The sequence below is a fragment of the Burkholderia sp. FW306-1C-G01B genome, assembly GCF_058781685.1.
The window spans coordinates 228,784-245,077 of the sequence record NZ_JBYSWZ010000010.1; the positions used below are offsets into that span (position 1 = coordinate 228,784).

General features: G+C 69.5%; 17 protein-coding genes, 1 other RNA gene and 1 riboswitch. Of the genes, 9 read left to right on the forward strand and 9 right to left on the reverse strand.

The window, feature by feature from the left end; genetic code table 11:
• Positions 1 to 48 precede the first annotated feature (48 nt).
• Entirely contained in the window at positions 49 to 1,551 is a 1,503-nt protein-coding gene (locus AC3WLY_RS21370; protein WP_492309223.1) for a cobyric acid synthase, read from the reverse strand.
• A 74-nt stretch (positions 1,552 to 1,625) separates the two neighbouring features.
• Between AC3WLY_RS21370 and cobU the strand changes: the two genes are divergently transcribed.
• The 4 genes from cobU to AC3WLY_RS21390 are packed head-to-tail and all read left to right on the forward strand — an operon-like array spanning position 1,626 to position 5,044.
• The gene (gene cobU / locus AC3WLY_RS21375) at positions 1,626 to 2,180 is read left to right on the forward strand and encodes a bifunctional adenosylcobinamide kinase/adenosylcobinamide-phosphate guanylyltransferase (protein WP_175964215.1); all 555 of its coding nucleotides are present in this window, start codon (positions 1,626 to 1,628) and stop codon (positions 2,178 to 2,180) included.
• Entirely contained in the window at positions 2,174 to 3,118 is a 945-nt protein-coding gene (gene cbiB, locus AC3WLY_RS21380) for an adenosylcobinamide-phosphate synthase CbiB (RefSeq protein ID WP_425131433.1), read from the forward strand. Before cobU ends, cbiB begins: the two co-directional genes overlap by 7 nt.
• Complete coding sequence (gene cobD / locus AC3WLY_RS21385) at positions 3,111 to 4,130, forward strand: threonine-phosphate decarboxylase CobD (protein ID WP_425131434.1); 1,020 nt, start codon at positions 3,111 to 3,113, stop codon at positions 4,128 to 4,130. The genes cbiB and cobD overlap by 8 nt, the downstream gene beginning before the upstream one ends.
• The gene (locus AC3WLY_RS21390; protein ID WP_492309224.1) at positions 4,127 to 5,044 is read left to right on the forward strand and encodes a cobalamin-binding protein; all 918 of its coding nucleotides are present in this window, start codon (positions 4,127 to 4,129) and stop codon (positions 5,042 to 5,044) included. The genes cobD and AC3WLY_RS21390 overlap by 4 nt, the downstream gene beginning before the upstream one ends.
• A 102-nt stretch (positions 5,045 to 5,146) precedes the next feature.
• Here AC3WLY_RS21390 and cobC read toward each other — a convergent pair whose 3' ends face one another.
• Genes cobC through AC3WLY_RS21420 form a run of 6 tightly spaced genes read right to left on the reverse strand, consistent with a single transcriptional unit; the run spans position 5,147 to position 11,344 of the window.
• The gene (cobC, locus tag AC3WLY_RS21395) at positions 5,147 to 5,731 is read right to left on the reverse strand and encodes an alpha-ribazole phosphatase (RefSeq protein ID WP_492309225.1); all 585 of its coding nucleotides are present in this window, start codon (positions 5,729 to 5,731) and stop codon (positions 5,147 to 5,149) included.
• Positions 5,716 to 6,468, reverse strand: coding sequence for an adenosylcobinamide-GDP ribazoletransferase (locus tag AC3WLY_RS21400; RefSeq protein ID WP_492309255.1), 753 nt, complete (start codon positions 6,466 to 6,468; stop codon positions 5,716 to 5,718). The genes cobC and AC3WLY_RS21400 overlap by 16 nt, the downstream gene beginning before the upstream one ends.
• Before the next feature lie 13 nt (positions 6,469 to 6,481).
• On the reverse strand, positions 6,482 to 7,537 hold the full coding sequence (gene cobT, locus AC3WLY_RS21405) for a nicotinate-nucleotide--dimethylbenzimidazole phosphoribosyltransferase (protein ID WP_492309226.1): 1,056 nt from the start codon (positions 7,535 to 7,537) through the stop codon (positions 6,482 to 6,484).
• A 52-nt stretch (positions 7,538 to 7,589) separates the two neighbouring features.
• Positions 7,590 to 8,411, reverse strand: a complete 822-nt coding sequence (locus AC3WLY_RS21410) for an ABC transporter ATP-binding protein (protein ID WP_425131437.1) — start codon at positions 8,409 to 8,411, stop codon at positions 7,590 to 7,592.
• Entirely contained in the window at positions 8,408 to 9,406 is a 999-nt protein-coding gene (locus AC3WLY_RS21415) for a FecCD family ABC transporter permease (protein ID WP_175919237.1), read from the reverse strand. Before AC3WLY_RS21415 ends, AC3WLY_RS21410 begins: the two co-directional genes overlap by 4 nt.
• Before the next feature lie 39 nt (positions 9,407 to 9,445).
• Positions 9,446 to 11,344 carry a TonB-dependent receptor domain-containing protein gene (locus AC3WLY_RS21420; RefSeq protein WP_492309227.1) on the reverse strand — a complete coding sequence of 633 codons (1,899 nt, stop codon included), beginning with the start codon at positions 11,342 to 11,344 and terminating at the stop codon, positions 9,446 to 9,448.
• 62 nt (positions 11,345 to 11,406) lie between these two features.
• Positions 11,407 to 11,660, reverse strand: a riboswitch (cobalamin riboswitch).
• Between the two features lie 154 nt (positions 11,661 to 11,814).
• Here AC3WLY_RS21420 and AC3WLY_RS21425 point away from each other — a divergent pair.
• The 5 genes from AC3WLY_RS21425 (at position 11,815) to AC3WLY_RS21445 (ending at position 14,246) form a co-directional block, all read left to right on the forward strand.
• Positions 11,815 to 12,165: an ATPase gene (locus AC3WLY_RS21425; protein ID WP_006478092.1), complete on the forward strand. Its 351-nt coding sequence runs from the start codon at positions 11,815 to 11,817 to the stop codon at positions 12,163 to 12,165.
• Positions 12,162 to 12,476: a cell division protein ZapA gene (locus AC3WLY_RS21430; RefSeq protein ID WP_011352906.1), complete on the forward strand. Its 315-nt coding sequence runs from the start codon at positions 12,162 to 12,164 to the stop codon at positions 12,474 to 12,476. The genes AC3WLY_RS21425 and AC3WLY_RS21430 overlap by 4 nt, the downstream gene beginning before the upstream one ends.
• Before the next feature lie 81 nt (positions 12,477 to 12,557).
• A non-coding RNA gene (ssrS, locus tag AC3WLY_RS21435) (6S RNA) lies at positions 12,558 to 12,739 on the forward strand.
• A gap of 111 nt (positions 12,740 to 12,850) precedes the next feature.
• Positions 12,851 to 13,312 (forward strand): EVE domain-containing protein, encoded by a 462-nt coding sequence (locus tag AC3WLY_RS21440; protein WP_425131439.1) that lies wholly within the window; start codon positions 12,851 to 12,853, stop codon positions 13,310 to 13,312.
• A 193-nt stretch (positions 13,313 to 13,505) separates the two neighbouring features.
• Positions 13,506 to 14,246 (forward strand): SIMPL domain-containing protein, encoded by a 741-nt coding sequence (locus tag AC3WLY_RS21445; protein ID WP_492309228.1) that lies wholly within the window; start codon positions 13,506 to 13,508, stop codon positions 14,244 to 14,246.
• A 111-nt stretch (positions 14,247 to 14,357) separates the two neighbouring features.
• On the opposite strand, the gene lgt is transcribed toward AC3WLY_RS21445, so the two are convergent.
• On the reverse strand, positions 14,358 to 15,248 hold the full coding sequence (gene lgt / locus AC3WLY_RS21450; protein WP_310138980.1) for a prolipoprotein diacylglyceryl transferase: 891 nt from the start codon (positions 15,246 to 15,248) through the stop codon (positions 14,358 to 14,360).
• Between the two features lie 89 nt (positions 15,249 to 15,337).
• Positions 15,338 to 16,252: a LysR substrate-binding domain-containing protein gene (locus AC3WLY_RS21455; protein ID WP_310138983.1), complete on the reverse strand. Its 915-nt coding sequence runs from the start codon at positions 16,250 to 16,252 to the stop codon at positions 15,338 to 15,340.
• Positions 16,253 to 16,294: the final 42 nt, after the last annotated feature.

Sequence of the window (16,294 nt, forward strand, 5' to 3'; positions counted from 1 at the left end):
GTGTTGTACGCGATCCGGCGGAAAAAGCGAGGACGGCCCGGCGCCGCTTCAGCGAAACTCGGCGTACAGCGCGTCGAGGTCGAGATGTTCGGCGAACGTGTCGGCCAGCCGTTCCAGCGATGCCTCGCGCAGCGCCGGATAGTCGATGCGCTCCGCGCCGTCGAGCCCGGCCCACGCGAGCAGCGCCGCGCACGCGTCGGGCGCGTCGAACAGCCCGTGCACGTAGGTCGCGAGGATCTGGCCGTCGGCGGAAACCGCGCCGTCCGGGCGCGCGCCGTCCTGCGCGGCGTCGGCTGCCAGCGCCAGCGCGGGTGCGGCGAGCGCGGGCCCGCGCGTGTCGCCCATATGGATCTCGTAGCCGCGCACGGCGGCCCCGCCCGGCAGCGCGAGATGTCCGGTCACGTTCTTCAGCGTCTTGTCGGGCTGCAGCGTCGTGTCGAAATCGAGCAGCGCGAGCCCCGGCACGCTGCCGGGCGCGCCTTCGAGGCCGAGCGGATCGTCGAGCGTGCGGCCGAGCATCTGCATCCCGCCGCAGATGCCGATCACCTTGCCGCCGTAGCGCAGGTGGCGACGGATCACCGCGTCCCAGCCCGCGTCGCGCAGCCATCCGAGATCGCGCTGCACGCTCTTCGAGCCGGGCAGGATCAGCAGGTCGGCATCCGGCACCGGGCCGCTCTTCCAGTACGTGAACTCGACCTGCGGATGCGCGCGCAGCGGATCGAAATCGGTGTGATTGCTGATGCGCGGCAGCGCGGGCACGACGACGCGCAGCACGCCGGCGTCGCCACGCGCGGCGGCGCTGCGCGCCTGCGCGGGCAGCATGTCCTCCGCATCGAGCAGCAGCCCGTGCAGGTAGGGCAGCACGCCGAACACGGGCTTGCCGGTGTGCGCGCGCAGCCAGTCGAGCCCCGGTTCGAGCAACTTGAAGTCGCCGCGGAAACGGTTGATCACGAAGCCGCGCACGCGTGCGCGCTCGCTGTCCGACAGGCATGCGAGCGTGCCGACCAGATGCGCGAACACGCCGCCGCGGTCGATGTCGGCGACGAGCACGACCGGGCAGTCGACGCGTTCGGCAAAGCCCATGTTCGCGATGTCGCCGTCGCGCAGGTTGATCTCGGCCGGGCTGCCGGCGCCCTCGACGATCACCGTGTCGTAACCGGCACGCAGGCGCGCGTACGACTCGAGCACCGCGTCGAACGCGACCGGCTTGTAGCCGTGATACGCCCGCGCGTCGAGGTTCGTGCGCGCCTTGCCGTGAATGATCACCTGCGCGCCGCGGTCGCTCGTCGGCTTCAGCAGCACGGGGTTGAAATCCGTATGCGGCGCGACGCCCGCGGCCAGCGCCTGCAGCGCCTGCGCGCGGCCGATCTCGCCGCCGTCGGCCGTCACCGCGCTGTTGAGCGCCATGTTCTGCGGCTTGAACGGCGCAACGCGCGCGCCGGCACGGCACGCCAGGCGGCACAGGCCCGCGACGAGCGTGCTCTTGCCCGCGTCGGAGGTCGTGCCCTGGATCATCAGCGTGCCGCGTGGCCGCGGCTCGGGTGCATTCATCGTGTAAAGGTCGTCGCGAAGCAAAGGACGCATTATCGCCCGCGCCGGTACGCCCGCGCCGTTACAATCACGCGATGATTCCGCACGACCTCACCTTCGTCCTCGGCGGCGCGCGCTCGGGCAAGAGCGCGCATGCCGAGCGGCTCGCGGCCGACAGCGGCCGCCCCGTCACCTACATCGCGACCGCGACCGCCGCCGATGCCGAATTCGCGCAGCGCATCGCGCATCATCGCGCGCGCCGGCCGGCCGAATGGGGGTTCGCCGAGGCGAGCGTCGACCTCGCCGGCACGCTCGCTCGGCTCGACGATCCGCACGCATGCCTGCTGGTCGACTGCCTGACGCTGTGGCTCACGAACCTGCTGTGCCCGGCCGACGGCGAGCCGCTCGACGATGCGCAGTACACGGCGCAGGTCGAGCGGCTCGAACACGCATTGCGCGGCGCGCGCGCGAAGGTGATCGTCGTCAGCAACGAGATCGGGCTCGGCGTCGTACCGCTCGGGTCGGTCACGCGCCGCTACGTCGACGAACTCGGGCGCCTGAACCAGCGCGTCGCCGCGCTCGCGACGCGCGTGACGCTGCTCGTCGCCGGGCTGCCGCTCGACCTCAAGACGGGAGCGCCGTCATGCTGATGCTGTCGCTGCCCGTCGTCGCGATGCTTGCGGTCGCGGCCGCGATCGTCGACCGCGCGATCGGCGAACCCGCCGGCTGGCATCCGCTCGTCGCGTTCGGCCGGCTTGCCGCGCGCATCGAAGGCGCTCTGAATACGGGCCGGCGCGGCCGCGTGGTCGGTGTCGGCGCGTGGGCCGCGGCCGTCGTGCCGCCGGTGGCCGTCGCCGCATGGCTCGTGGCCGTGCTGCCGTGGCCGCTCGCGGCCGCGCTGCACGTCGCGCTGCTGTGGTTCGCGCTCGGCGCGAAAAGCCTCGCCGACCACGTCGCGCCGATCGCCGCGGCGCTGCTGCGGCGCGACCTCGACGCCGCGCGTAAGCTGACCGCGCGCATCGTGTCGCGCGACACGAGCGACGCCGACGAAGGCGCGTTGTCGCGCGCGGCCGTCGAATCGGCGCTCGAGAACGGCAACGACGCGATCTTCGGCGCACTCTTCTGGTTCGTCGTCGCGGGCGGCCCCGGCGCGTTGCTGTTCCGGCTCGCTAACACGCTCGACGCGATGTGGGGCTACCGCACACCACGCTTCCTGACCTTCGGCTGGGCCGCCGCGCGGCTCGACGACGCGCTGAACTGGATTCCCGCTCGCCTCACGGCCGCGAGCTACGCGCTGCTCGGCGACACGGCCGCCGCATGGCGCTGCTGGCGCACGCAGGCGCGCCACTGGGACAGCCCGAACGCAGGCCCGGTGATGGCCGCGGGCGCCGGCAGCCTGAACGTGCAGCTCGGCGGCCCGGCCGTCTATCACGGCGAAATCGAGGATCGTCCGGCGCTCGGCACCGGTGCAACCGCGACCGCCGTCCACATCGTCGCCGCGCTGTCGCTCGTCACACGTACGCTCGCACTGTGGCTCGCGCTGCTGGTCGCGAGCGGCGCTCTCGTCATGGCCACCCATCATGTCTGACACACGCATCGCGCACGGCGGCAACCTGCATGAAGCCGCACGCCGCCACGGCATTCCGTACGACGCGTGGCTCGACCTGTCGACCGGCATCAATCCGGTCGGCTATCCGGTGCCGCCCGTCCCGGCCGACGCGTGGCGCCGGCTGCCCGACGACGGCGACGGCCTCGCGGCCTGTGCCGCGCAGTACTACCGCGCGCCCGATCCCGCACACGTGCTGCCGGTCGCCGGCAGCCAGGCCGCGATCCGCGCATTGCCCGCATTGCTGCCGACCGGCGACGCCGGCGTCGCGTCGCTCGCGTACGGCGAATACGCACCCGCGTTCGCGCGTCACGGCCATCGCGTCGTTTCGCTCGACATCGGCACGGATACGCTGCCGGCGACGCTGCGTCACGTCATCGTCGGGAATCCGAACAATCCGACCGCCGAATTCGTGCCGGCCGAACGCCTGCTCGGCTGGCATGCGCAGTTGTCGGCCCGCGGCGGCACGCTGATCGTCGACGAGGCGTTCGCCGATACGGGCGCGACGCAATCGCTCGCGCCGCAGGTTAATCGGCCCGGGCTCGTCGTGCTGCGCTCGGTCGGCAAGTTCTTCGGTCTCGCCGGTATCCGCGCGGGCTTCGTGCTCGCATGCCCCGAACGGATCGCCGCGCTGCGCGACATGCTCGGCGCATGGACGGTCGGCGGCCCCGCGCGTCACGCGGTCGCCGCGGCATTCGCGGATCGCGCATGGCAGGCCGCCGCCCGCGAACGGCTCGCGGCCGACGGCGAGCGGCTGGCCGCGCTGTTGCGCACGCACGGCTTCACGGTTCGCGCGACACCGCTCTTCAGCTGGACCGACGATCCGCGCGCCGCGGCGCTGCATGCGGCGCTCGCGGCACGCGGGATCTGGACGCGATACTTCGCGAAGCCGTCGAGCGTGCGCATCGGCCTGCCGGGCAGCGAAGCCGAATGGCAGCGCCTCGGTGTTGCGCTCGCGCACTGCGTGCCGACGCTGCAACAGGAATCCGCATGAGCCCACGCAAGTTCCGCCGGCTGGCGCCGGCTGCGACACTGGCCGCGCTCGTTCATGCGCCGCTCGTCCACGCCGATGTCACGACGCGCGACGACGCCGGCAATACGGTTACGCTGCCCGCGCCCGCGCAGCGCGTGATCAGCCTCGCGCCGCACGCGACCGAGCTGATCTACGCGGCCGGCGGCGGTACGAAGCTCGTCGGCACCGTCACGTACAGCGACTATCCGCCCGCCGCGCAAGCGGTGCCGCGCGTCGGCGACAACAAGGCGCTAGACCTCGAACGAATCGCAGCGCTGAAGCCCGACCTGATCGTCGTCTGGCGGCACGGCAACGCCGAGCGGCAGACCGATGCGCTACGCGCGCTGCACATCCCGCTGTTCTTCAGCGAACCGAAACATCTCGACGACGTGTCGTCGTCGCTGCGCCGGCTCGGCACGCTGCTCGGCACGCAGCCGGCAGCCGATGCGGCCGCGGCGTCCTTTGCGCGCGACATCGCGACGCTGCGCACACGCTACGCCGCGCGTCCGCCTGTCACGATGTTCTTCCAGGTCTGGGACCGTCCGCTGACGACGCTCAACGGCGCGCACCTGATCAACGACGTGATCGCACTATGCGGCGGCCGCAACGTGTTCGCGTCGCTCAAGCCGCTCGCGCCAAGCGTTACCGACGAGGCCGTGCTCGCCGCGAATCCGGAAGCGATCGTGACGACGAGCGCCGGCGCGACGCGCTCGGACGAACCGCTGCCGAGCCTTGCACGCTGGCGCGCGTGGCCCGCGCTGACGGCCGTGGCGCGCAACAACCTGTTCGCGATCGACGGCGACCTGCTGACGCGGCCGTCGCCGCGGATCGCGCAGGGCGCGGCCGCGCTGTGCGAGGATCTCGATGCCGCGCGTGCGCGGCGGTCGGCGCGCTGATTTCCGGCGACTTGCGCGTTTGACGCACACATATCGATGCGTCCGGTACCTTGAGACGGTTTGACCGCGCGTCGCATCGTTCACATGCGGGCTCGGACAAGCCTATTCATCCCAGTGCACGACTTCCCATGTTCGCGCCACGTCATCCGCACGCAGCCAGACGACACCGCCTGTCGGCACCGGCCGCGACAGCAGCGTATCGAGCGGCACACGCAACACATGCGATGCGAACGCGCGGATCACGCCCGCGTGCGTGACCGCCCATTGCGGCCGATCGGTCTGCATAACCGCGTCGGCCCGCCGTGCAACCCGCGCGGCGAACCGCGCGACGCTTTCGCCGCCATGCGCACACGCATGCATCAGGTCGGCCGCCCACGCATCGAGCGCCGCACGGTCGATATCGTCCCAGCGCCGCATTTCCCACGCGCCGAAATCCATTTCCTGCCAGCCTGCATCGCGCTGCAGCGGCACATCGAATGCGTGCGCGAGCCGTTCGGCAACCGACGCGCATCGCGTCAGCGGGCTCGTCCAGAGCTGTTCGGGCGGCGGCGCGCCGATAGCCGACAGATGCGCGCGCACGGCATGCGCGCCGGCATCGGCCGACGCGGCGAGCGGCACGTCGCTGCGTCCGTAACACATGCCCGGCTCGACGGCGACGGCCGGATGACGGATCAGGACGACGTCCATCCGAGCACCACGAGATAGATCGCCAGTTCGCTCAGTTGCTGCGCGAAGCCGAGACAGTCGCCCGTATATCCGCCGATCCGTTTCACGAAGTAGCGGGCCACCCACGCGCGCACGAGCACGAGCGCGACGCCCGCGGCGACACCCGTGCGCCAGTCCGGCCAGAACAGCCACGGCAACCCGAATACCGCCGCGACGCACGCCGCGCGTGCGCCCATCCGTTGCGCGACCGGCTTCGCCTTGCCTTCGGGCCGCACATAGTCGAGCGACATCAGCAGGCTGACGGCCGCCGCACGGCTCGCCGCATGCGCGGCGATCATCGTCCAAGCGGCGCGCAGCGGCGGCATGGCCGCGAGCGCCTGCCATTTCAGGCCGAGCGCGATCACGAGCGCGACCGCGCCGAACGTGCCGATCCGCGAGTCGTGCATGATGCGCAGCACGTCGTCGCGCGTGTAGCCGCCGCCGAATGCATCGCAACTGTCGGCGAGGCCGTCCTCGTGGAAAGCGCCGGTCGCGAGCAGCGTCGCGGCCATCGACAGCCCGACCGCGATCGACGCGGGCAGCACGCGCAACGCGACGAGATAGACGAGCGCACCCCACGCGCCGACGCATGCGCCGACGAGCGGGAAATAGCGCGCGGCCTGGTCGAGATCGCCGGCCGCGTAACCGATCGCGCGCGGCACGGGCACGCGCGTGAAATAGCCGAGCGCGACGAAGAAGTAGCGCAGTTCGGCACGCATGCCGCTCGCGCGATCAGGCGTCACGATTGTCGACGCCGGCGGACTCGAAGCTCGCCATCTCGCTGAGGAACGCAGCCGCCGCGCGCACGAGCGGCAGCGCGAGCGCCGCGCCCGTGCCTTCGCCGAGCCGCAGGTCGAGCGCGAGCAGCGGCTTCGCGCCGAAATGCTCGAGCATGCGCCGGTGCCCGGCCTCGTGCGACGTATGCGAGAACACGCAGTAGTCGCGCACGCCGGGCGCGATGCGCTCGGCGACGAGCAGCGCGGCCGTCGCGATGAAGCCGTCGACGAGGATCGTCATCCGCTCGCTCGCGGCCGCGAGATACGCGCCCGTCATCATCGCGATCTCGAAGCCGCCGAACGTCGCGAGCACGTCGAGCGGCGCGATCGCGTGCGAGTGCTTGACGAGCGCGCGGCCGAGCACCGCGCGCTTGTGCGCGAGCCCCTGGTCGTCGAGGCCCGTGCCGCGCCCGACGCATGCATCGATCGGCACGTCGAGCAGGCGGCTCATCAGGCACGCGGCCGACGACGTGTTCGCGATCCCCATCTCGCCGAAGCCGATCACGTTCGTGCCGAGCGACGCGTGCAGGCGCACGCGCGCCGCACCGGCCGCGAGCGCCGTCATCGCCTCGTCGTGCGTCATCGCCGGCTCCGTTGCGAAGTTGCGCGTGCCGCGCGCGACCGGCAGCGACACCAGCCGGTCGGACAGCGGAAGCGGCGACGCAACGCCCGCATCGACGATCTCGAGCGTGCTCTGCGCGACGCCCGAGAACGCGTTGATCGCCGCGCCGCCGGCCAGGAAGTTCGCAACCATCTGCGCGGTCACCGCTTGAGGGTAAGGACTCACGCCCTCGGCCGCGATCCCGTGGTCGCCGGCGAACACGATCGTCACCGGGCGCTGCACGGTCGGCCGCTCGGTGCGCTGGATCAGGCCGATCTGCAGCGCGACCGCCTCGAGCTGGCCGAGGCTGCCGGGCGGCTTGGTCTTGTGGTCGATCACATGCTGCAGGCGCTTGCGCAGCGCGTCGTCGAGCGGCGCGATCGCGGGTGGAAAGTGGGTCGGAGTCGTCATCGGGAAGCCGTGTCGTTGGCGCGGCCTGCGCCGCGCATCGGAAAGGAAAAGGTCATTGTCGCTCAGGCCATGCAGGCAGCAGCGCGTCGCGGCCATGCTCGCGGATCAGCACGAGCGGATAGCCGAACGCATCACTCGCACGCTCGGGCGTCAGCACGTCGTGCACGGGGCCGGCCCACGCATGGCCGCGGCCGTCGAGCAACAGCGCATGCGTCGCGAAACGCCGCGCGAGATTCAGGTCGTGGCACGAGAACAGCACCGTGCGCGGGCCCGCGTCGAGCCATGCGGCCAGCGCGGTCAGGCAGTCGATCTGGTGATGCAGGTCGAGATGCGCGAGCGGCTCGTCGAGCAGCATCAGCGACGCATCCTGGCACAGCGTCGCGGCCAGCGCGACGCGCTGCCGCTCGCCGCCCGACAGCGACAGCACGTCGCGCGACGCGAGCGCGGTCAGGTCGAAGGTCGCAAGCGCGTCGCGCGCGGCCGCGCGGTCGCCGTCGCGCTCCCAGCCCCAGCCGCCGAGATACGGAAAGCGGTTGAGCAGCACCGTGTCGAACACGGTCGCGCTGAATGCATCGTGCAGTTGCTGCGGCATCAGCGCGCGACGCTGCGCGAGCTGCGTGGGCGGCCATGCGGCAAGCGGCCGGCCATCGACCTCGACCCGGCCGCCGGCCGGCGGGTGCAGCCCCGCGAGCGTCGCGAGCAGCGTCGTCTTGCCCGCGCCGTTCGGCCCCGCGACGCACCAGATTTCGCCGGGGCGGAAGGCCTGCGTAAAGCCGTCGAGCAGCGTGCGCGCGCCGGCCTTCAGCGTCAGGTCGACGGTCGCGCAGGCCATGTCGTTGCCGGAAGCAGCGGCGTACTGCGCAGTGCCTGTCATCGCATCGGCCTCCTCAGCAACATCCACAGGAACACCGGCACGCCGATCAACGCGGTCATCACGCCGACCGGCAGTTGCGCGGGCGCGATCGCGGTGCGCGCGAGCAGGTCGGCCGCCATCACGCCGCCGCCGCCCGCGAGCATCGCGGCCGGCAGCAGCATGCGCTGGTCGTTGCCGAATGCGAGCCGCAGCGCGTGCGGCACGACGAGGCCGACGAAGCCGATCGTGCCGGCCGTCGTCACCGCGGCCGCCGCGGCCAGCGACGCGACGAGATAGATCCGCACGCGCAGGCGCGCGACGGGTACGCCGAGCGCGAGCGCGGTCGCGTCGCCACGCAGCAGCACGTTCAATTGCGGCGCGGCCGGCAGCGCGACACATGCGGCCAATAGCAGCGCGCCCCACGCGAACCACGGTGCGGTCACGCCGTTCAGGTCGCCCGTCAGCCAGAAGATGATCCCGCGCAACCGCGCATCGGGCGCGAGCGACAGCAGCAGCGTGACGAGCGCGCCCCACCCTGCCGCGATCACGACACCGGTAAGCAGCAGCCGCGGCGACGCGTCACGCGAGTCGCCGCGCCACAGCTCGCGGCGCGCGAGGCCGAGCACGAGCGCAACCGACACGAGCGCGCCGGCGAACGCCGACGCATCAACGAGCCACCACGCACCGCCCGCGATCATCGCGACAAGCGCAAACCCGGCCGCGCCGCCGGACACGCCGAGCACGTACGGTTCCGCGAGCGGGTTGCGCAGCAGCACCTGCAGCAGTGCACCGGCAAGCGCGAGCAGCGCGCCGCATGCAAAGCCCGCGAGCGCGCGCGGCAGGCGCAGCGTGCGGACGATGTCGGCGAACAGCGCGTCGCCGCCATGCGGCACGAGCGACGCGAGCGCCTGCCACGGCGACATCGGCACGCTGCCGATCGACAGCGACGCGACGAACAGCAACGCGACCGCGGCGGCCAGCGCGGCCCAGATCGCGGCGGCGCGCGCGGCGCTCATGCCGCGCACGGCGCTGCGCACGACGCGCGGCGCATCCGCTTACTGCTGCTGCCAGCCGAGCGTGACATAGGCGCCGCGCTTCGGCGTGTTGTAGGCGTATGCAAGCTCGTAGTCCTTGTCGAGCAGGTTATCGATGCGCGCGCTGACGTACCACGACTTCGTGATGTTGTAGCGCGCGGACAGGTTGACGATCCCGTAGCCGCCGAGCCGCCCGCCGCCCGGATCGTTGCGCGCGCCGCTCACGAGCCATTCGCCGCCGACACGCCACGCGCCGAATGCGCGGTTCACGGCCATCGACGCGAAACGTCGCGCGCGGCGGTCGAGATCCTGATTCTGCGTTTCGTTGACCGGGTTCTGCAACGTGGCGGCAACCCGTACGTCGGTCGCGCCGACATGCCCCTGCCACGATCCTTCGAGCCCCTGCACCTTTGCGCTGCCGACGTTCTGCGCAATATAGTAGAAACCGCTCCCGTCGGGCCGATAGTTGATCAGGTTCGCGTAGCGCGTCTGGAACGCGGTGAGCCGCATCACGCCCACCGCATCGGACGCATACTGCAGCGCGGCCTCGATCGAATGGCTGTGCTCCGGCTGGATCGACGGATTGCCGGCCATCGGGTAATAGAGGTCGTTGAAGCTCGGCGCGCGAAACGCGTCCGAATAGCTCGCGGTCACCTTCCAGCGATCGGTCAGTTCAAGGCCGTAGCCGAGATAGTAGGAATTGGCGCCGCCGAAGTCCGAGTACTGGTCGCGGCGCAGGTTCGCCTGGAACTGCTGGCGGCCGAAGCGCCCCGAATAACCGATCCAGCCGGAATTCACGTGACGCTGCGGCGCGGCATACGCATTCGACATGAACTGCTGGTCGAGCCGCTCGTAGCCGGCCTGGATCAGGTGATCCGGTGCGATCCGGAAATCGTTCTGCCACGTGTACTGGCGGTTGTCGGTATTGAAGTGATCGGTATAGACGCCGTTCAGCGCCGACTGGCTGCGATCGTTGCCGGTCGACACGCTCAAGTGAGCGGTCCACCAGTCGGTCAGCTTGCCGTTCGCGAACGCACGCACCTGCTGCACGCGCGAATAGAGGTTGTTCAGGTCGGTCGGCACGCCCCACGCATTGTCGTAGCTGTCGTTGCCATTCGACTGGAAGTAGCTGACGCCCGCATCCCAGCGGTCGTTGAAGCGGTGGCGCAGCGCCGCGGTGATGCTCTCGTTCAGGTAGCCGTTCGCATTCGGGTTCGCATTCGGCTTCTTCGCCGGGTCGAGCGCGGAAAAACCGTTGTCCTTGTCGCGTGCGATCGACACGCTGAACGTCGTCTTCCCGTCGCCGTCGAGCCGGCCCGCTACGCCGGCCTGCTGCGTCTGAGTGCCGTAGCTGCCGACTCCGACCGCGAAGTTGAAGCGCGGCGGATGATTGCCGCCGTCCTTCGTGAACACCTGCACGACGCCGCCGATCGCGCCCGAGCCGTACAGCGACGACACGTTGCCGTTGACGATCTCGACGCGCTCGATCTGATCGAGCGGCAGCTGGCTCAGTTGCGCGGCACCGAGACTCGCGGAATCGACCCGCACGCCGTCGATCAGCACGAGCGACTGCGTCGACTCCGCGCCGCGCAGAAACATCGTCGCGCTCGCGCCGGGGCCACCGTTACGCACGATCTGCGCGCCGGGTGCGAACGCGAGCAACGTCGGCAGATCGGCGCCCGGATGCGCGGCGATATCCTGCGCGTCGAATACGGTGGTTTGCGGAATCGTGTCGGCCAGCGCCTGCGGCGCGCGCTGCGCGGTGACGACGACCGGTTCGAGCATGGTCGCAGCGGCAGGCCGGGCCGCTGGCGCGGCGGACGTTGCCGCGGGTACGGCGGGCGCCGAGGTCTGCGCGGCGGCGGCAAGCGGCAGTCCGCAGAGCGCGCCGAGCGCCGTGCGGACGATTGGGGTCAGCATGAAGATATCCCGTGAAGCACTGCGCGCCCCGCCTCCCCGCAGGCCGCGCGTCACGAAGCCCGTGCGGGCTCCCCGCCTCGGCCGGTATCCGGGCTGGCGGCGTACCGGCTCGCCTTCCCGCGCGATGACGCGCAGTGGCCCGCGCCCGCGTGCGAAACCTGCACGCGGAACGCGCCTGAGCCGGCCTGCGTCACTGGACGCGGCCGCTTACCGTTGCGGGGGCAGCGCAGGTTGGCGGCCTCCCGGCGGAGCCCGCTCCCTGCTTCCCGTTTAACCGCGCGTTCCACGCGCGAGCACCGAGGCGGCGCCAGTTTAGGAGCCGCTCGCGCGAGCGTCAAGGAAGCGTCCGGACCCGCACGTGGCGCGCCTATTCGCGGCAAGAAGCGGGGGTGTTACGACTGGAAACGTTACAGATGTCGGATTGCGCGTTATTCCGCGCTAAAATGCTGGGTCTTTAGAGGACGCAGCAAATGCTCAACGAACTCGAAACCCTATCTCAAAATATTGGCCGTCTGATTTCGCTGAACAAGCGCTATCACTCGGAACGGCTCGCGCTCGAGGAGCAGGTCGCGCAATTGCGCGCGGAAGCGGACACGGTCCGCGCGGAACTCGCGCAACTGCGCGATGAACGCAATGCGCTCGCGGCCGAGCGCGACACGCTGTCGGCAAAGATCGACGACGCACAGGTGAAACTGAACGCGATTCTCGAAAAGCTGCCGCGCTCGAAAAGCGCGGAGCAAGCCGACAACCAGCTCGACCTGCTGGATGCGCAGGCGCGTACGGATGGCGATGACGCGGCCAGCCACGGAGAACATGCATGAGTACCAAGCAGATCGAAGTCTCGATTCTCGGTCAGGCGTATCGTCTCGCCTGTTCGGCCGAGACCGAAGCGGCGCTGCTCGAGGCGGTCGCGCGCGTCGACGCCGAAATGTCGAAAATCCGCTCGAACAGCTCGGTACGCGGCACCGATCGCATCGCGGTGATGGCGGCACTGTCGCTCGCATCGGAATTGCTGCGGCTGCAAACGAGCGTGCGTCACGGTGAAGCATTTCCGGCGGAGGAAATCCGTCGTACAATGCACCAGATGAACGAACAGCTCGGCGCGGTGCTCGCACAGCACGAGACGCAGTAACGTTTTAATCGATGCGTCGATTCCCCTTGATCTCGGCGATCAACGGTGGTCAAATTGGCGCATCGAAACACAGTTCAGTCAGCTTCCCTGCCTGGTTCGCCAAGGTCATATATTCCTTGAACCAATGCCATGTGCACGGTTGCGGAAATTTGTAGCACGGGCGCGCGCGTCACTCTGTCTGATGTACCCGAAGTGCTGCTAACTGCGACCAATTCTGAACCTCAGGTTCAGGATGCCGGCCTAGCGGCCAAGGCGGGGGCCTATCCAACGGCATCGGGCGAGTCCCGGTGCCGTTTTCTTTTTCAGGGTCTGTTTGCATGTGCAACGCGCATGCAAACAGACCCTCATGCCTCCTACTGCGTCGATCACGATCCATGCAATACTGGCTGATGAAGTCCGAACCGGACGAAGCAAGCATCGACGATCTCGCCAACGCACCGCAGCGCTCGCTGCCGTGGACCGGCGTGCGTAACTATCAGGCGCGCAATTTCATGCGCGACACGATGAAGATCGGCGACGGCGTGCTGTTCTATCACTCGAGCTGCCCCGAGCCGGGCATCGCAGGCGTCGCCGAAGTATCGTCGACGCCCTACCCCGATCCCACGCAGTTCGATCCGAAAAGCCCCTATTACGACCCGAAGTCGACGCAGGAAGCGCCGCGCTGGCTGCTCGTCGACGTGCGCTATGTGAAAAAGTCGCCGCTCGTGCCGCTCGCCGCACTGCGCGAACACGACGAACTCGCCGACATGCGCGTGCTCGCACGCGGCAACCGGTTGTCGATCACACCGGTCACGCGCGCAGAATGGCGGTTCATCACCGAAAAGCTGATGAAGTAGGCGCACGCAGTAGGCGCACGCGCCAAACGTCAAATCTGGTCAGCACGCGCTGCCGCCGCGGAACTCGCGGGTCTTTCGCGCAGCCTAAGCAACCGCTGTCGGCCAATCGGGCCGGCTGTTGTTTTTTTCGCGCGGTACGCCCGCGTCGCGCACGCGTGATCCGCGTGCGCGCCCTCGCACAAGGAGTCCAACAATGACCAAGAAATCCGCACTCGCGCTGTCGCTCGCACTCGCCGCCGCCGTTCCCGTCGCGCTGACGCTCGCGTCGCCCGCCGCGCACGCGCAGACCGCGAACCCGCACTTCCCGGAACCGGCGGGCGTGCTGTCGCTTTCGTCGCAGGCCAGCGCCGACGTGCCGCAGGACATCATCCACATCACGCTGTTCTACGAGCAGCAGGCAAAGGATCCGGGCAGCCTCACGTCCGCGCTGAACCAGCGTGCCGATGCCGCGCTGTCGCAAGCGAAGGGCGTACCGGGCGTCACCGCGCACACGGGTGCATTCTCCGTGTATCCGAGCACCGATCGCGACGGGAAGATCTCCGCATGGCGCGGCCGCACCGAGGTCGCGCTCGAATCGCGCGATTTCGCCGCGGCGTCGAAGCTTGCAGGCCAACTGTCGAACCTGATGCAGGTCGCGAACGTCGAGTTCTCGCTGTCGCCTGAAGCGCAGCGCACGGCCGAGCAGAAGCTCACGACCGAAGCGATCAAGTCGTTCCGCGCCCGCGCTGACGAAGCCGCGAAGGCGTTCGGCTACAGCAGCTACACGATCCGCGACGTCAACGTCGGCAGCGGCCGCAACGTGCAGCCGTACCCGCGCATGATGGCGATGGCCGCGGCGCCGATGGACAGCGCGAAGATGAGCGCACCGATCGCGGTCGAAGGCGGCAAGGCCACCGTGTCGGTCACCGTCAACGGCTCGGTGCAGATGAAGTAACGCGCAACGCGCGGCTGTCGGAAACGCAAAACGCCGGCCCTCGGGTCGGCGTTTTTCATTTGCATGCGTGTTGCCGATGCACGCGCCAGTTGCGCGCGCATCGATATCGCATCACGCAGCCGCATTCGCCGCGCGGCGACGATACGCCCAAACCATCAGCGCGATGCCCCCGAGGATCATCGGCAGCGACAGCCACTGCCCCATCGACAGGCCGAGCGCAAGCAGGCCCAGGAAGTCGTCGGGCTCGCGCGCGAACTCGACCGTGAAACGCGCGAGGCCGTAGCCGATCAGAAACAGCGCGGACACGGCGCCCATCGGCCGCGACCTGCGCGAGAAGAAGAACAGCGCGAAGAACAGCGCGATGCCTTCGAGCGCAATTTCGTAGAGCTGCGAAGGATGGCGCGGCAGCATCTGGTATTGCATGAACACGTCGGCGAGATGCCACTTCTCGACGAGCGCCGGATGCTTCGGCAGCCAAGCCGCATCGTCGCGCATCGCGCCCGGGAACAGCATCGCCCACGGCGCCGCCGGGTCGGTCACGCGGCCCCACAGCTCGCCGTTGATGAAGTTGCCGAGACGCCCGGCCGCGAGCCCCGTCGGCACCATCGGCGCGACGAAATCGGTGACCTGCAGCCAGTGGCGCTTGCGCTGCCACGCGAACAGCATCATCGCGAGCGTCACGCCGAGGAAGCCGCCGTGAAACGACATGCCGCCCTCCCACACCTTGAACACGTCGAGCGGATGCGAGAAGTAGAAATCGGCCTTGTAGAACAGCACGTAGCCGAGCCGGCCGCCGAGCACGGTGCCGAGCACGCCGTAGAACATCATGTCGTCGATGTCCTTCGCGGTCCAGCCCTGCGCCGCGACGTGCGGCAGTTTCAGGCGGACCCGGCCGACGACGATCGCCGCGATGAAGCCGACGAGATACATGAGGCCGTACCAGCGCACGGCCAGCGGCCCGAGATGGATCGCAACGGGGTCGAAATTCGGGTGAATGATCATGGGTTAGCGAAGAAGTTTTCGAATGCGGTACGGCCGTCGCGAACGCGCAGCACCGCGCGTTGGACGGCACCGGCGCTCCATCGTTCACGTCACGCGGCGAGGCCCTGCGCGCGCACGACGTCGATGAAGCCGGCGAGCACGGGACTCACGTCGCCCGTGCGCCACACGAGGCCTGTCTCGACGACCGGCGCGTGACCGGCGAGCGGCCGGTAGACCACGCCGGTGCGCCGCAGGTTACGCAGCGATTGCGGCACCAGTGCGACGCCCATGCCGGCCGACACGAGGCTGACGATCGTCTGCATCTGGATCGCCTCCTGGCCGATGCGCGGAGTTTCCCCCGCCGCGCCGTAGCAGCCCGTAATGATGTCATAAAAGCCGGGCGCCAAACGACGCGGAAAGATCACGAGCGGCAATGCGGCGATATCGGCGAGATGCACGGGTTCGTCTTGGGGCGCGTCGCACGCTGTGGCCGGCATCGCGACCACCAGCGGCTCGCGCACGACGGGCAAGTACGACAGCCCGGCCGCGTGACGCGGCGGCACCGGCGGAATGACGAGCCCTGCGTCGATGCGGCCGGCGACGAGCTCGTCGATCTGCACGTCGCTCGTCGCCTCCGCGAGCTGCAGGCGCACCTGCGGATAGCGCGCGCCGAACGCGCGCAACAGCGACGGCAGCAGCCCGTAATCGGCGGTCGACACGAACGCGAGCGACAGCGAGCCGGCCTCGCCGCGCGCGAGCCGTCGCGCGAGCGGCGGCAGCGCATCGGCCGACGCAAGCAGCCGGCGCACGTCGGGCAACAGCGCCGCGCCGACCGCGGTCAACGCCACCGAGCGCTTGGTGCGCACGAACAGCGCGACGCCGAGCGCATCCTCGAGCGCCCGGATCGCCTGCGACAGCGGCGGCTGCGTCATCGACAGGCGTTCGGCCGCGCGGCCGAAATGGCGCTCGTCGGCAACGGTCACGAAATAGCGCCACTGGCGCAGGTCGGGTGTCGGATCAGCCATACGTCACTCATTCGTAAAACGACTTAATAGGCGACAAATAAT

Coding starts and splice junctions, on each gene's coding strand:
- AC3WLY_RS21370 (WP_492309223.1), bottom strand. CDS start 1,551: ATGAATGCACCCGAGCCGCGGCCACGCGGCACGCTGATGATCCAGGGC.
- cobU (WP_175964215.1), top strand. CDS start 1,626: ATGATTCCGCACGACCTCACCTTCGTCCTCGGCGGCGCGCGCTCGGGC.
- cbiB (WP_425131433.1), top strand. CDS start 2,174: ATGCTGATGCTGTCGCTGCCCGTCGTCGCGATGCTTGCGGTCGCGGCC.
- cobD (WP_425131434.1), top strand. CDS start 3,111: ATGTCTGACACACGCATCGCGCACGGCGGCAACCTGCATGAAGCCGCA.
- AC3WLY_RS21390 (WP_492309224.1), top strand. CDS start 4,127: ATGAGCCCACGCAAGTTCCGCCGGCTGGCGCCGGCTGCGACACTGGCC.
- cobC (WP_492309225.1), bottom strand. CDS start 5,731: ATGGACGTCGTCCTGATCCGTCATCCGGCCGTCGCCGTCGAGCCGGGC.
- AC3WLY_RS21400 (WP_492309255.1), bottom strand. CDS start 6,468: ATGCGTGCCGAACTGCGCTACTTCTTCGTCGCGCTCGGCTATTTCACG.
- cobT (WP_492309226.1), bottom strand. CDS start 7,537: ATGACGACTCCGACCCACTTTCCACCCGCGATCGCGCCGCTCGACGAC.
- AC3WLY_RS21410 (WP_425131437.1), bottom strand. CDS start 8,411: ATGACAGGCACTGCGCAGTACGCCGCTGCTTCCGGCAACGACATGGCC.
- AC3WLY_RS21415 (WP_175919237.1), bottom strand. CDS start 9,406: ATGAGCGCCGCGCGCGCCGCCGCGATCTGGGCCGCGCTGGCCGCCGCG.
- AC3WLY_RS21420 (WP_492309227.1), bottom strand. CDS start 11,344: ATGCTGACCCCAATCGTCCGCACGGCGCTCGGCGCGCTCTGCGGACTG.
- AC3WLY_RS21425 (WP_006478092.1), top strand. CDS start 11,815: ATGCTCAACGAACTCGAAACCCTATCTCAAAATATTGGCCGTCTGATT.
- AC3WLY_RS21430 (WP_011352906.1), top strand. CDS start 12,162: ATGAGTACCAAGCAGATCGAAGTCTCGATTCTCGGTCAGGCGTATCGT.
- AC3WLY_RS21440 (WP_425131439.1), top strand. CDS start 12,851: ATGCAATACTGGCTGATGAAGTCCGAACCGGACGAAGCAAGCATCGAC.
- AC3WLY_RS21445 (WP_492309228.1), top strand. CDS start 13,506: ATGACCAAGAAATCCGCACTCGCGCTGTCGCTCGCACTCGCCGCCGCC.
- lgt (WP_310138980.1), bottom strand. CDS start 15,248: ATGATCATTCACCCGAATTTCGACCCCGTTGCGATCCATCTCGGGCCG.
- AC3WLY_RS21455 (WP_310138983.1), bottom strand. CDS start 16,252: ATGGCTGATCCGACACCCGACCTGCGCCAGTGGCGCTATTTCGTGACC.